General features: G+C 51.4%; 13 protein-coding genes. 3 read left to right on the top strand and 10 right to left on the bottom strand.

The annotated features are described in order from the left end of the window. Nucleotides 1–33: 33 nt before the first annotated feature. Nucleotides 34–894 (top strand): NAD(P)-dependent oxidoreductase, encoded by an 861-nt coding sequence (locus HC248_RS04570; protein ID WP_168921474.1) that lies wholly within the window; start codon nt 34–36, stop codon nt 892–894. Nucleotides 895–1,120: 226 nt separating this feature from the next. Here HC248_RS04570 and msrA read toward each other — a convergent pair whose 3' ends face one another. From msrA to HC248_RS04555, 3 genes are all read right to left on the bottom strand, one after another. Beyond that, entirely contained in the window at nt 1,121–1,660 is a 540-nt protein-coding gene (msrA, locus tag HC248_RS04565) for a peptide-methionine (S)-S-oxide reductase MsrA (protein WP_168921473.1), read from the bottom strand. A gap of 297 nt (nt 1,661–1,957) precedes the next feature. After that, a complete protein-coding gene (locus HC248_RS04560) occupies nt 1,958–2,344 on the bottom strand; it encodes a YkvA family protein (RefSeq protein ID WP_168921472.1) in 387 nt (128 codons plus the stop codon). Next, the gene (locus HC248_RS04555) at nt 2,344–3,318 is read right to left on the bottom strand and encodes a LysR family transcriptional regulator (protein WP_168921471.1); all 975 of its coding nucleotides are present in this window, start codon (nt 3,316–3,318) and stop codon (nt 2,344–2,346) included. The genes HC248_RS04560 and HC248_RS04555 overlap by 1 nt, the downstream gene beginning before the upstream one ends. 159 nt (nt 3,319–3,477) lie before the next feature. Here HC248_RS04555 and HC248_RS04550 point away from each other — a divergent pair, with 159 nt between their 5' ends. Then, nucleotides 3,478–4,686 (top strand): acyl-CoA dehydrogenase, encoded by a 1,209-nt coding sequence (locus HC248_RS04550; RefSeq protein ID WP_168921470.1) that lies wholly within the window; start codon nt 3,478–3,480, stop codon nt 4,684–4,686. Nucleotides 4,687–4,801: 115 nt separating this feature from the next. Here the strand turns inward: HC248_RS04550 and queF are convergent, their stop codons facing one another. The 5 genes from queF to HC248_RS04525 all read right to left on the bottom strand — a co-directional run bounded on the left by queF (nt 4,802) and on the right by HC248_RS04525 (nt 9,558). Beyond that, nucleotides 4,802–5,629, bottom strand: coding sequence for an NADPH-dependent 7-cyano-7-deazaguanine reductase QueF (queF, locus tag HC248_RS04545; protein WP_168921469.1), 828 nt, complete (start codon nt 5,627–5,629; stop codon nt 4,802–4,804). 5 nt (nt 5,630–5,634) lie between these two features. Further along, a complete protein-coding gene (locus HC248_RS04540) occupies nt 5,635–6,552 on the bottom strand; it encodes an alpha/beta fold hydrolase (RefSeq protein WP_168923668.1) in 918 nt (305 codons plus the stop codon). Nucleotides 6,553–6,563: 11 nt separating this feature from the next. Continuing rightward, on the bottom strand, nt 6,564–7,469 hold the full coding sequence (locus HC248_RS04535; protein ID WP_168921468.1) for a prolyl 4-hydroxylase family protein: 906 nt from the start codon (nt 7,467–7,469) through the stop codon (nt 6,564–6,566). A gap of 92 nt (nt 7,470–7,561) precedes the next feature. Continuing rightward, nucleotides 7,562–8,338: a peroxide stress protein YaaA gene (gene yaaA / locus HC248_RS04530; RefSeq protein WP_168921467.1), complete on the bottom strand. Its 777-nt coding sequence runs from the start codon at nt 8,336–8,338 to the stop codon at nt 7,562–7,564. Between the two features lie 497 nt (nt 8,339–8,835). Then, nucleotides 8,836–9,558, bottom strand: coding sequence for a hypothetical protein (locus tag HC248_RS04525; RefSeq protein WP_168921466.1), 723 nt, complete (start codon nt 9,556–9,558; stop codon nt 8,836–8,838). Between the two features lie 103 nt (nt 9,559–9,661). On the opposite strand from HC248_RS04525, the gene HC248_RS04520 reads away from it, so the two are divergent. Next, on the top strand, nt 9,662–10,006 hold the full coding sequence (locus HC248_RS04520; protein ID WP_168921465.1) for a hypothetical protein: 345 nt from the start codon (nt 9,662–9,664) through the stop codon (nt 10,004–10,006). A gap of 740 nt (nt 10,007–10,746) precedes the next feature. Here HC248_RS04520 and HC248_RS04515 read toward each other — a convergent pair. Both HC248_RS04515 and HC248_RS04510 read right to left on the bottom strand, forming a co-directional pair. After that, nucleotides 10,747–11,727 carry an IS30 family transposase gene (locus HC248_RS04515; RefSeq protein WP_168921464.1) on the bottom strand — a complete coding sequence of 327 codons (981 nt, stop codon included), beginning with the start codon at nt 11,725–11,727 and terminating at the stop codon, nt 10,747–10,749. A 137-nt stretch (nt 11,728–11,864) separates the two neighbouring features. After that, nucleotides 11,865–13,595 (bottom strand): bifunctional protein-serine/threonine kinase/phosphatase, encoded by a 1,731-nt coding sequence (locus tag HC248_RS04510; RefSeq protein ID WP_168921463.1) that lies wholly within the window; start codon nt 13,593–13,595, stop codon nt 11,865–11,867. Between the last annotated feature and the right edge of the window lie 61 nt (nt 13,596–13,656).

Raw genomic sequence — 13,656 nt, 5'->3', positions numbered from 1 at the left:
GCAGGAATTGACTTTTTTTTATAAAGTGTCATCATGGCAAAAATTGCATATCTCGGTTGTGGACTTTTAGGCAGCGCTTTTGCTGAAGCTGCTGCCAAGCGCGGCGACCAGGTCACGGCCTGGAACCGTTCACAAGACAAACTCAAAGCATTGACCGCGTTTGGCATCACGCCAGCCGCCACACCGGCTGAGGCCGTCAAGGGTGCAGAGCGGGTGCACATGGTATTAAAAGACGATGCAGTGGTTGAAGAAGTCATTGCAGCAGCCCGCGCAGGTCTGCTACCCAACGCGGTATTGCTTGACCACAGCACTACCCTGCCAGCATTGACTTTGGCGCGGGCAAAACGTCTGCAGGCCGAGGGCATTAATTACCTGCATTGCCCAGTCTTTATGGGCCCACCCGCAGCGCGTGCAGCCAAGGGCGTGATCATGGTTGCAGGACCTAAAGATTTGTTTGAAAGCGTGCAAGATGCGTTGGCCGCAATGACTTCCAAGCTTCAATATCTGGGCGAGCAAGCTGATCTAGCTGCCGCCCACAAATTGTTTGGCAATGCCGCCATCATTGGCTTAGTCGGCGTGATGGCTGATGTGTTGACATTGGCCCAAGCCAGCGGTGTGGACGGCGCTGATGCGATGGACACTTTGGGCTGGTTAGACCTTAATGGCATGGTCAAAATACGCGGAAAAAATATGGCTAGCGGCGACTTCAACGCTAGCTTTGAATTGGCAATGGCACGCAAAGATGTTGGCCTAATGTTGGAAGCAGTTGACGGCCGACCGATGTCAGCATTACCCGGCATTGCAGCACGCATGGACCAATTGATAGCGGCGGGCCACGGCGCACTAGACACTAGCGCGTTGGGTTTGGATGCGGCGCAGAAAAAGTCGGTTTAATTCGTTCGACAGCGCCACTTTACCGTCAAGTTTTTCGTCAAGTTTTTCATCAAGGTTTAAGTCAAAGCTTTTGGCAAGAGCCGTAAGCCTCGACGCCTTACCTTTAAGCTTTAGCGCAAGAAAATTTTTGCGCTCAAACTGAACTAACTGAACGAGCTGACTAGCTCAAGTTAGGCCAGTTATTTAAGCCGCTAAGCAAAACTAAGTATGCTTAGTAATTGAATAATTAAGCCTTCACTCTTGATGCAAAAGTTTTTCTAAACTTCTCGACCTTGGGTCCGACCACAAAGGCGCAATAGCCTTGGCTGGGGTTGTTTTCGAAATAGTCTTGGTGATATTCCTCTGCCGGCCAGTAGTCGGCCAAGGGGAATACTTCGGTAACGATTGATTTCTCAAATGTGTGGTCTTGGCTAGCTATGTGCAAAAAAGCATCTATCTGCTGTTTTTGCAAATCGGTGGAATAGTAAATGCCGCTGCGGTATTGGGTACCGGCGTCGTTGCCTTGGCGATTCAGGCTGGTGGGGTCGTGGATGACGAAAAATATCTCGAGTATCTCGCTCAAAGAAATTTCAGCGGGATCGTAAGTGAGCTTAACCACCTCATTGCAGCCAGTGCGGCCAGTGCAGACCGCCTCATATGAGGGCTGGGCAGATTGGCCATTGCTGTAACCTGACTCCACATCGGTGATGCCGCGTACTTTGACGTAAACCGCCTCGGTGCACCAGAAGCAGCCGCCGCCTAGGGTGATGGTTTGCATTTCATTCATAGTCATCTTTCATGTCTTGGACAATCATTTTGGCCGCTATGGACACGCTCTGGGTAAAGCATGGTGTTAAACCTTTCATAGCCCCGCCCATGTGACGTTTTACATAACGGTTTTTATTACGTTTTTTATAAAGTTTCTAACCCGGCTTGAATTTGCTAACGGCAGAACCCTACATAGCCCAAGGTGGTGGCAACGCTTTAAGCCTTAATTTTCAACCCACGAACCTGTCAATAGTTAGGCCTGAAGTCAACGCCTTGCCAAAAAAACCTAATCCTCAAGCTAGCTAATTCAGTCTTATCACTGGCTATACCAGCGCCACAACCCATAGCTCAGCGCCATCCACAAGGCTATGACTAAAACCGCGCCCAGCGTACTTTTGGGTTTCGCCGCTTTGGAAGCAATCCATTCATCGGCTTTTTCTCTGCAACTGCACAGCACCGTAGCCGGCAGCATTTTGATAGTCAGCCAAATCAGCAGCGGCAACAAAATCACATCATCTAGGTAGCCAAGCACGGGGATAAAGTCAGGAATTAAATCGATAGGGCTAAGCGCGTAGGCAACCACCAATGCCGCTAAAGCTTTGGCAAACCAAGGTGTGTCAGGATTTTTCAAGGCAAACCAAAGCGTTAAACCATCGCGTTTTATTTTCTTAGCCCACAACTTGAGTTGGTTTAAAAAATTCATCACCCGAGCCTTGCATCGTTTTTCACACTTTTCATTTTGCTCGGCATTAACTTAATCCCATCAGAAGCAGACCGTACTGCCGCTACAAAAGCAGCCAAGGCGGCGTCTTCGCGACCAGTTTTCCACAAACAATGGGTCTCATAAGCACTGACGGCTGGATTGACTGGCTCGCCAGAGGCAGAGGGGGAAGCCGCTGCCAAAGGCACGAAAACTGCGCCCGCAATCCGCGACTGACGCAGCGCCTCAGGCACTAACGCCACGCCCATTCCTTGCGCCACCAAGGAGGCAACGCTCAGCCAGTGTTGCAACTCGTAGCGAATCTCGGGCTTAAATCCGGCATCTGCGCAACTCGCCAAGATGCGGTCATGGTAGTCCGGCGAGGCGGTACGCGAGATCACGGCAAACGGCTGACCTTCGAGCATTTTCAAAGGCAGCTGACGCTTGCGCGACAGTGCATGACCTTGCTGCAAACAGCAAACAAAAGCTTGGCTGGCCACTAGTATTTGGCTTAACTCTGGCGGCACACGGGTGGTGTGGACAAAGCCTAAATCTAAGCGGTCGTGTGCAATTTCTATGAGTTGCTCGCTAGAACTCAACTCTTTAAGCATCACCCGCAGCAAAGGGTGCTTTGCCTGAAAGCGCGCTAATATTTCGGGCAGACCGCTGTAGAGCAAGGTACCGGCAAAGCCTATACGTAAGTTGCCGGCCATGCCTAAACCCACGTCCCGCGCTAAGGCAGCCGCTTGTTCGGCTTGCTCTAGTAGTGCGCGTGCGGCTGGCACAAAAGCACGGCCAGCGGCAGTCAGTTGCACCGACTTGCTGTTACGCGTCAGCAGTTGTGCGCCTACTGCGCTTTCTAATTGCTGCAAATTGAGCGAGAGCGGCGGTTGCGACATGGACAAGCGTCGCGCAGCTCGGCCGAAGTGAAGTTCTTCCGCTAGAACCAAGAAGTAGCGCAGATGACGAAATTCCATGACAACTCCATAAATATAAAAAATGTATCGTCAATTAGTTAAACGATATTAGACAACTATTCATTGCCAGCGGAAAATAACAATTATTAAGTGATATGGACAACAAGCGCCTACACTTTGATCACACAATGTTTACAACTTCATAAAGAGACGCAAGATATGAAAACCAACGTCAAACAAAAATTTAACTGGCAAGACCCGTTCTTGTTGTCCGAGCAGCTTACCGACGACGAGCGTGCCATCGTTGACGCAGCCCATGAGTTTTGCCAAGAGCGTTTGCAAACCCGGGTTTTAATGGCCGCGCGCAATGAGCACTTTGACCGCGAAATCATGAATGAATTCGGCGCCATGGGCTTTTTGGGCTCATCGATTGAAGGCTACGGCTGCGCTGGTCTTAATTATGTGAGCTACGGTTTAGTGGCGCGCGAAGTCGAGCGTGTTGACAGCGGCTACCGCAGCGCCATGAGCGTGCAAAGCTCGCTGGTCATGCACCCGATTCACGCCTATGGCGACGAAGCCCAACGCCAAAAATACCTGCCAAAACTCGCTACCGGCGAATGGGTAGGCTGCTTTGGTCTGACCGAGCCAAACCATGGCTCAGACCCAGCCAGCATGCTTAGCCGCGCCAAGCCGGTCGATGGCGGCTACATCATGAACGGCGCCAAGATATGGATTACCAACAGCCCGATTGCTGACGTGTTTGTGGTTTGGGCAAAGCTTGAAGACGCAGACGGAAAAGTCGGCGGTCAAGAAAGCATTCACGGCTTTATCTTAGAAAAAGGCATGAAGGGTCTGAGCGCGCCAAAAATCGAAGGCAAGATGAGCTTGCGCGCCTCCATCACTGGCGAAATCGTGATGGACGATGTGTTCGTGCCAGCAGCCAACATACTGCCGAATGTGTCAGGTCTTAAAGGTCCATTCGGCTGCCTGAACAAAGCCCGCTACGGCATTTCTTGGGGCGCATTGGGTGCAGCAGAAGACTGCTGGTTCCGCGCCCGCAACTACACCATGGACCGGATTCAGTTTGGCCGTCCGTTGGCACAAAACCAGTTGATACAGAAAAAATTAGCCGATATGCAAACCGAAATCACGCTCGGTTTGCAAGCGTGCTTGCGCGTAGGCAGGTTGATGGACGAAGGCCGCGATGTGCCAGAGATGATCTCCATGGTCAAACGCAATAGCTGCGGCAAGTCTTTGGACATTGCACGCATGGCGCGCGATATGCACGGCGGCAACGGCATTCATGATGAATACCATGTAATTCGCCACATGATTAACTTAGAGACAGTTAACACCTATGAAGGCACACACGATGTGCATGCCTTGATTTTGGGTCGGGCACAAACCGGTTTGCAGGCGTTTTATTAATTTAAGCGTTGACTTAATCTGCTAACTAGTCGCAAACACTTTGCGACTAGTCTCTGGGCTAACTGGTTGATCGCCAATTTGCAATTGGTAATTGATTAGTTAGCCCTTTGTTTTTTTATTGCCGCGCCGTACGAATATTGGCCGGTAAACCTTGCGGGTGGCTGGTGCGAAACGGGTTGATGTCTAGCCCGCCACGCCGTGTATAGCGCGCATAAACTGATAGCTTTAAGGGCCTGCAACGGGTCCAGATATCCATAAATATGCGCTCGACACATTGCTCATGAAACTCGTTGTGATTGCGATAACTCACCAAGTATTGCAACAAGCCTTCTTGGTTAATTTGCGATCCTGAGTAGCGTATTTGCACACTGGCCCAATCCGGCTGGCCGGTCACCAAGCAATTACTTTTAAGTAAATTACTGGTCAAGGTTTCTTCTACCGGCGGCTGGTCGAACTCGGCGAACAACAACTCTGGCGCTGGCGTGAAGTGCATGCACTCGACGTCTAGACGGTCTAGGTTCAAGCCATCCATCTCGTGAATCGGCTCGCGGTCAAATAGCTCTGGCCCCAAAGTTTTAACCCCCACACCGGCGCCGGCAGCGGCATTGATATCGGCACGTATGCGTTCACGTACGTCTCTGGCATCGGCAAAACGGCTGTTGTTAAAACTGTTGAGATAGAGCTTGAAAGACTTACTCTCGACGATATTGGGTGACTCACATGGCACGGTGATGTGGGCTAATGCTACCTGCGGTTTACCGCGTAGGTTTAGCCAACTCAGCTCATATGCGCTCCACATGTCAGCGCCAAAAAACGGCGTGCTGCCGGTTAGACCGATTTCGGCACGCTTGGTCGCGCGTGGTATGGGAAACAACAAGGACGCGTCGTATTGGTCGATATAGGCAGAGGTTTTGCCTAGCTGCGAATTTTCAGGAATGTTCATAGAGGCTATTTTAGAGACGCCGCGGCGCTAGCGTTTATATGCGTAGCCAACAAAGGCAACAAACGTGCAATCACACCTGCGGGCAAATCATGACCCATGCCCTGAATCATCTCTAATTTGGCACCAAAAATACGTTTAGCTGTATCTTGCCCGCACGCCAGCGGTACCAGCAGGTCACTGGTGCCGTGAACAACCAGCGTAGGGACGCGAATCGATCCCAGCTCAAAAGCCCGCGTGGTGTCCGCCACAACGGCCATCATTTGCCGCATCAGGCCGTGGGGGTGATAGTTGCGCGTTATTGAACTGGCGACGCGCTCTTGCAGCGTCGCTTCTTCAGAAGGAAATCCGGGGCTACTGATAGCCATTAACAGCCGCATGGTGTGTTCTTGCGCCGCGGCCACGCTTTTATCGCGCGGCCGACTCAGCAGCACGCGCGTAACCGCTGCATCCGTGGCAGGTAGACCTGGCGCACCGCTGGAACTCATGATGCTGGCCAGACTGACAACACGGGCCGGCGCTAGCAGCGTCAAGCGCTGAGCAATCATGCCGCCCATGCTCACGCCCATCACGTGTGCTTGTTTAATGTTAAGTGCATCTAACACGCCCAAGCTGTCGCGCGCCATGTCTTGCAGCGTGTAGGGGGGACTAATACTCATACCAAGCCGGTATTTCAGGCCCTCCCACAGCAAGTTGGGCGTGCCCAAGCTGTCAAAGTGCTGGCTCAAGCCAATGTCACGGTTATCAAAGCGCAGCACCCTAAAACCAGCTTGGACCAAGCCAGCAACCAAGGTCTGTGGCCAGGCCACTAATTGCATCCCTAAGCCCATGATGAGCAGCAGCGTGGGCAATGGCTGACCAGCCGCATCAAAGCCTGCGCCGCTGTCCTCGACCTCTATAGAAATTCCGTTCGCAATAATCTTCATAGGTGGTGGTTTTAACTTGTTTCGCGTTCGCGCAACCACTTGATGGCTATCCATGCCGAGTCTTGTGGTGGCTTAAAACTGTGCGGTAACGCTGCGTTTGGAATGGGTGATGGATAGCTCTCAAAAATCGCATTGCCGCGCCGCAATTGCGTTGTCATGTCCAGATCTTTCCAGTCACTCAGGCAGGCTGCATCCGGCTGACTGAGGTAGATAGCTACCGCCGCTACGCGCCTGCCGCCACGCGCTGGTGGGCCAGAAATACCAGCGCTAGCCAAGGGCGCAAATGGCGAAAAGGGCTCGTTTTGTGTCTGGCTATTGGCTGCATCTGAATCCTCAAGCAACACCTCGGACGGGCGCGCTGGGTAATACAGTATTTGCAGACCTTCGCCGTTTTGTGCGGGCCAATTCAGTGACTTAGCAATTCGCGCTTCTATGCGCTGCAGCACCGCATTTTCACTGCGTTCAAACACCATGCCTTGGCAACTGGGTAGCGCCTCACCGATTAGCGCTGGCAGCAAGCGTTGTTTGGCCTGTTCAATCAAGGTGTCGCATTCGGCAGAGCTAAGCAAATTGCCAAACACCACCTTTTGCAAATTGTTTTGATGCGCCAAGACCTGCACCCATTTATCACCGGCGTCGACCATATTGGAGTCGGCATCCAGCACCGACAAAGGCAGAGCGACGACGCTCTTTAGCAGTTCGGCCAGTAGCGGCACGCCAAAAGCCGCGTTTTCTTCGTCCGTCAGCCGCAGAGCAAGACTGGCGCTAACGGCCAGCCAACCCGCGTCCAGCATGGATTTAAAAATACTTTGTCGGGTACGTCCCAAAGCTGACTGCGCCGTGATCCAAGCCTGTAACGCTGGCGTGAGTGGCTGGCCGGGTTGTATCGAAGAAGGAGTGCTGGCCGATGAATTCATACACAAAAATTCCTTTAAAAAGCTTGCTGGCTTGCTCAGTCTGGAGGAAGGTCTGCTGGATTTTTTGCGAGCGGGTATTTAAGTCAATTGGATCAGTCGACCAGCCTGCGTCTGAAAACTAATCGATCTGGCGTAGAGGCCTCGGACTCAAACGAGTAAGACTCGGCGTCAAAGCCTTCCAGTGCATCAACACTTGTGAGCTTGTTCTCAATCGCATAGCGCAGCATCAGGCCGCGCGCGCGCTTGGCATGAAAACTGATAATTTTGTACTTGCCACCTTTGTAGTCTTCAAATACGCAGTTCACCACCCGCGCCTTGAGCGCCTTGCGGTCAACAACCTTGAAATACTCTTCACTGGCCAAGTTAACAATCACCGGTGAAATATCCGTCGCCGCCTTGGCGTTAAGGTAGTCGGCAATCTGTGTGCCCCAGAACTGGTACAAATTTTTGCCATGCTTTGTGACCAGCGCAGTACCCATTTCCAACCGGTAGGGTTGCATCCAGTCCAGCGGCCTGAGCACGCCGTACAAGCCGCTGAGTATGCAGACATGTTGCTGCGCCCAGATCAAGTGGCGCTCGCTGAGTGTTTTGGCGTTTAGCCCCTCATAGACGTCGCCATTAAAAGCCAGTACCGCCTGTTTGGCGTTTTGTGCAGTAAAACGCGGCGACCATGTTTGATAGCGCGCCACATTTAGATTGGCCAGCGCGTCAGATAGCTTCATCAAAGCGCTTATCTGCTGCGGTGACTGCGTCTTGAGCACCTCAATTAATTCGGCAGACTGGGGCGTGAACAGCGGCTGGCTGTGGCTGGCGATATGAGCGGGAGTCTCGTAATCAAGAGATTTAGCCGGCGAGAGTAAAAACTGCATGAAAGGTATTTCTCAAAGAATCGGATGAACAACTGACTTTACCGCTAGCGACATGGTGTTTGGGAAAGCCGGTGCAACACATATTAATGCAGCCAGATGACTGCGCCTGTGGCTATCGTAACTGTACTTAGTACCTAAAGTAGCAAACCCACTGATACGGGCTTTATCTGCCTATCCCTAGAGATATCTGGGTATATCTGACAAAGTCCAGCAATGTCCGGTTAGCTCTATATTTTCTGCCCGCAAGCGGTGTGAGAAATATCAAGCTAAGCCAGTCATCAATAACTACAGTGGACAGAAAAAATCAATCAAGCATGACTAGCGCATGTCGCGCCATAATTTTTGACTTGGCAGGGTCGACGCGCATTGCACTGCGATTGGCAAGCCAATATTGGCTTGCGGTTTTCATCGCTAAAGGGGGATTTTTAAAATAGTTTTGGTATTTCACTACGCAAACGCAGAGTAAAAAAACTCTTTGTAAAAATACGGCGTGGTGCTTATAAAAGACCAGTACCACCAGCATTTTCTTCGGGTTCCCTTGACTCAAAACTAACATTTGAATTACTCAAATTCCTTGAATACTTATTTTCAAAATCAGCAGTTTTTGGAGTAGCTATTTTTTCTGCCGGTCTATTTAACTCGCTTAGAGATATCGAAACAGGATTTTTGAACTCTTTTAGTGCCTCTAATGCGTCCGTCACTGCCTGATCCGCTTTCCTCAATTGGTCAGGGGAATTGTTTTTATTTTCTACTTTTAATATCGCGCGGGCTAAAACAGCGTCGTCCACATCTTTTTGCGACCTTTTTCCCATTGATTTCATACTTTCTTCCGCGTCTCTCTCGCTGTACTTTTTATGGCCATAGGCCCCTATAGCAATACCAGTTAGAGCACCAATAGCCACACCCACACCAACAGCCTCGCCAGTGTTTAATTTATGGCTAGCATTAGTGCTGGAATTAGTAGACGTGGAATCAGTATTGACGCCGTCAGGATCAGTATCGGTGCCGTTGAATGGATCTGTGGTGGTGCGGTCTGGAGAGGTCGTGGTGGTGTACGGATCTGTGGTGATGAGGTTAGGAGAAGTTGTAGTGGTGTACGGATCTGTGGTGATGCTGTTTAGAGAAGTCGTAGTGGTTGAATTTTGAGAAAATGCAGCAGTCGTGCTGCTGCTATTTTGAAGAGGAACGGCAGTGGTGGTTGTAGTGTTTTGAGACAGCACGGCTATCGTGCTGCTGCTGTTTTGACGAGGTGCGGTAGTGGTGGTGGCCGTGTTTGTAAACGGTACGGTAGTGGTGGCGGTGCTTTGAGGCGGCGTAGTAGTAGTGGCTGTGCTTGTAGACGGTGCGGCAGTGGTGGTTGTGCTTGGAGGCGGAGCGGCAGTGGTGGCTGTACTTGTAGGCTGTGCGGCAGTGGTGGCTGTACTTGTAGGCGGCGCGGTAGTGGTGGCTGTACTTATAGGCGGTGCGGCAGTGGTGGCTGTACTTGTAGGCGGCGCGGTAGTGGTGGCTGTACTTGTAGGCGGCGCGGTAGTGGTGGCTGTACTTATAGGCGGTGCGGCAGTGGTGGCTGTACTTGTAGGCGGCGCGGTAGTGGTGGCTGTACTTGTAGGCGGCGCGGTAGTGGTGGCTGTACTTGTAGGCGGCGCGGTAGTAGTGGTGTTACTTTGAGGCGGCGCAGTGGGAGGGTTGGTCGAGGGTACGAACGGAGTTGTAGTGGTGAAAAAGTCGGTCGTAGGTACGAACGGAGTGGTGGTAGTGGGAAAGTCGGTCGTGGGTACGAACGGAGTTGTGGTGGTGGGGATGTCAGTGGTGGGTAGGCTTGACTGCAGCAGCTGTCTGATTTGTCGACTCAAAAGCGGTGTGTTGGGAATATTTTCCTGTCCAAGTTGCGGGTAGCTGTTGCGTGGTGTTGGGCTCATAGGAACATCACGATCAGATGGTCGAGCGGCAACAGCTAATGCAGAAAAAGCAGCCACGGCTTTGAGTAGTTGAACCATAAACATTCTCCAGATTTACGTTAGGTAAAAAGCCTGCTAACTAAACTAGCGCTTGTTGCCTCAAAGGCGTAAACACTATCAATCAAAGGCCGGTTAAAAATAAAAGTCATTATTTTTTTTCTAAAAAATCCCTCGCAAAATCCTAATCGCGGCAAGATTTTTTTGCAAGACTTGCGTTGGCGCTAGCGGCGCTTGACCACACGAGATAACGGATTTATTGACTATTGACGGGGCAGTTTTACCGCAAACGTAGTGACGCCGACACAAAAAATAACGCTAACTTTAGGACCAAAAATTTAGGACCAAAATTAGTAACTCAACGCCGCAAAAAATCCCCGGCGCGTCATGCTAATTTGGCATCACATTTAAAAATGCAAACTAAAAAACTAAACCATTTTTTGATTGGCGGATTCAAGCTTGAAGTGCAACCGTATGCTGATAGGACTCTAACTGTTCCATAAAAACCTGATGCGGCGTTCGATACCCTAAACATTTTCTAGGACGATGATTGAGCCTGTGCATCGCTAAAGCAATGTCATCGTCGGTGATGCAATTAAAGCGCATCCCCTTTGGGAAAAACTGGCGAATCAAACCGTTCATATTCTCGTTCGCCCCACGCTCCCACGAGGCGTATGGATGGGCGAAAAAGAAATCTGCACTCAGCGCAGAAGCTATTCGTTCATGCTGGGCAAATTCCTTGCCGTTATCAGTCGTGAGAGTGTGCACGCAATGAGCGAACGGTTTGAGTAAAGTGATTAACGCGTCCCCTACGACTTGCGCTGTTTTGAATGGCACGTGGAAAATTATTGAATAGCGAGAGACACGCTCATTAATCGTCACTAGTGCTTGCTTCTGCCCGGCACCAATCACCAGATCAGCCTCCCAGTCGCCAAAGCGCGCACGCTCAAGCACGATGTCGGGTCGCAGTTCTATTGAGACCTGGTGAGAGATGGTGCCGCGCCGTTCACGGCCACTGCTGCGTTTTTTTCGCGTCTTCTGGCAACGCAGTGTTTTATGCAAGGTGCCGCCCGCGCGTTTGTCAGCGTAGATGTACTGGTAAATGCTCTCATAGCTAACACCGGGTTGGTGGCTAGCTTCGAGGTGGCCGCTGATTTGCTCGGGGCTCCAAGCCTCAGCCAACTTTTCCTCCACTACAGCCCATGTCGAGTCAGCAACTCTAGGACTATTGGCGCAGGCAAGTCTACGTTCTTGGGCTTTGTCATTTGCCTGCTTAGGGCGATAGCCTCGTAGACCGCGGTTACGACGCAACTCACGGCTGATGCTCGATTTATCACGGTCCATCATTTTTGCAATTTCACTTTGATTGAAGTTTGCTTTGACGAGGATTGCAATCTGGTAACGTTCGTCACGGGTGAGGTGTGTGTAAATCATTCTGGGCAACTTTGACTTGGTAGTCGGGAAGCTTGGATGCTCTCACATCTCACCCACCCGTACGGTTAATTTCAAAGTTGCACTTCAGACTTGAATCCGCGATTCATTAAAGATTCGGAACCCGCACTTTTTTTATCTCAAGCGCGGCTATATCCTGCGATCAACGCCAAGCAGGCTAATGCCAGCGACAAGCTCAGCAGCTTCCAAAACAGCAAAGGATTGCGCTCTAAAAATGGTGCGCGGCGGCTGTTTACAAATTCGGCGTTGGGTTGGTGCAGATCAAACACAAACTCTGAAAGTTCTTGGTAGCGTTTCTCGGGGTTCGGGTTGACTGCCTTGCGCAACACGGCGTCAATCCAACTTGGCACTTCACGGTCATCCGCTAATGCGCAGTTGTAGCGCAGATTACGCTGAGCCAGAACAGTGCGAGTTTTGGCAACTTCGGCGCCAAAAGGAAGTTCACCAGTCAGCATTTGATAGGTCAACACACCCAGCGAAAACAAGTCAGACCGGCTACTGCCCGGCTCGCCTAAAAAATACTCAGGCGCAGTGTATTGAGGGGTTCCCAAAATGTGCTCTAGCGTGCCTAGCGCTGCGGTTTCGGCCAGGCCAGCGACGCGGGTAGCACCGAAATCAATAATCTTGACCGTGCCGGTGTGGTCTATGAGTATATTTTCTGGGCGTAAGTCCTGGTGCAACATCTCTAGCCGGTGAAACGCCTGCAAGCCCTTGCTAATTTGCACCACCAAGGCCCTGACCGTATCAAGGCTGGGTTTGGGGTGATCAATCATCCACTGGGCCAAGGTCTGGCCTTGGATGAACTCGTTAACCACATAGACGTAGTGGCGCTCACGCTCGGGCGGCATGGGTTTGAGGATGTAGGGACTATTGAGTCGCCGGGCAACCCATTCTTCAAGCAAAAAGCGCTCTAAATGCGCCGCGTCTAAATGCATATCAACGCCTGGCGTTTTCAGCGCCACCGTGGTTTGACTGGCGTTGTCTAGGGCTAAATAAACGTGGCTGCGGCTGCTGCTGTGAATCTCACGCACTATGCTGTAGCCGTCAAACTCTGTGCGGGCGCTCAGCAGTGGCGGCAGTAAGAGCTGGCGCAAGCGTTCTGGCATTTCGCCCGCAGAAGGTGCAGGCAATGCCTTTATAAACACGATTTGCGCGGTGAGATTGTCAGTACTGCCCCGCGCTAGGGCATGCTCGACGATTAGCTTAGCCGCAGCATCTAGCCCATGTGCTTGGGCCAATCCATTGTGCAAAGTCGTCACCAAAAACTCAGGCTCAGCGAACTCAAACACGCCGTCAGTGGCTAATAAAAATACATCGCCAAGCGCTAGCGGTAGGGCTTTGTAGTCCACTTCGAGTTGCGAGTCTGCACCCAAAGCCCGACTGAGATAGCTTTGCTCCGAAGATAACCAAATGCGGTGATCGCTGGTGAGTTGCTCCAGCGACTGACCGCTCAGACGGTAAATGCGGCTGTCGCCCACATGAAGTAAGTGTGCCGTGGTGGACTTAAGCACCAACGCACTAAAAGTGCAGACATAGCCCCGGTCTTTGTCAAAGCGATAAGGGCTTTGCCGGGTCTGACCAGACAGCCAAGCATTGGTGGCCACTAGCACACGTTCAGCCGAGGTTTTAACCGACCACGCGTCAGAAGTGCAGTAGTAGTCTTCGATAAATCCCGTGACTGCTGCCTTGCTGGCGATTTGGCTGACTTGGCTGCTGCTGATACCGTCAGCCAGTGCAACTACTATGCCTTTGGCACTGAGCTGAGGTTCATCGGGAATACGGAAATCACAAAAATCTTGGTTAACCGCCTTTCGACCTTTGTCAGAGTACTGGCCAACCGAGATTTGCATAAGCGTGAAGTATGGTGGTGAGCCCGCTAGGCATGCAGCCTTAGCCGCTGCAGCCTAAGGA

The organism is Polaromonas vacuolata, from assembly GCF_012584515.1.
In the GTDB taxonomy this organism is placed as follows: Bacteria; Pseudomonadota; Gammaproteobacteria; order Burkholderiales; family Burkholderiaceae_C; genus Polaromonas; species Polaromonas vacuolata.
Note: the sequence above shows the minus strand (reverse complement) of the source record. Positions and strands in the feature narration are given on the sequence as shown.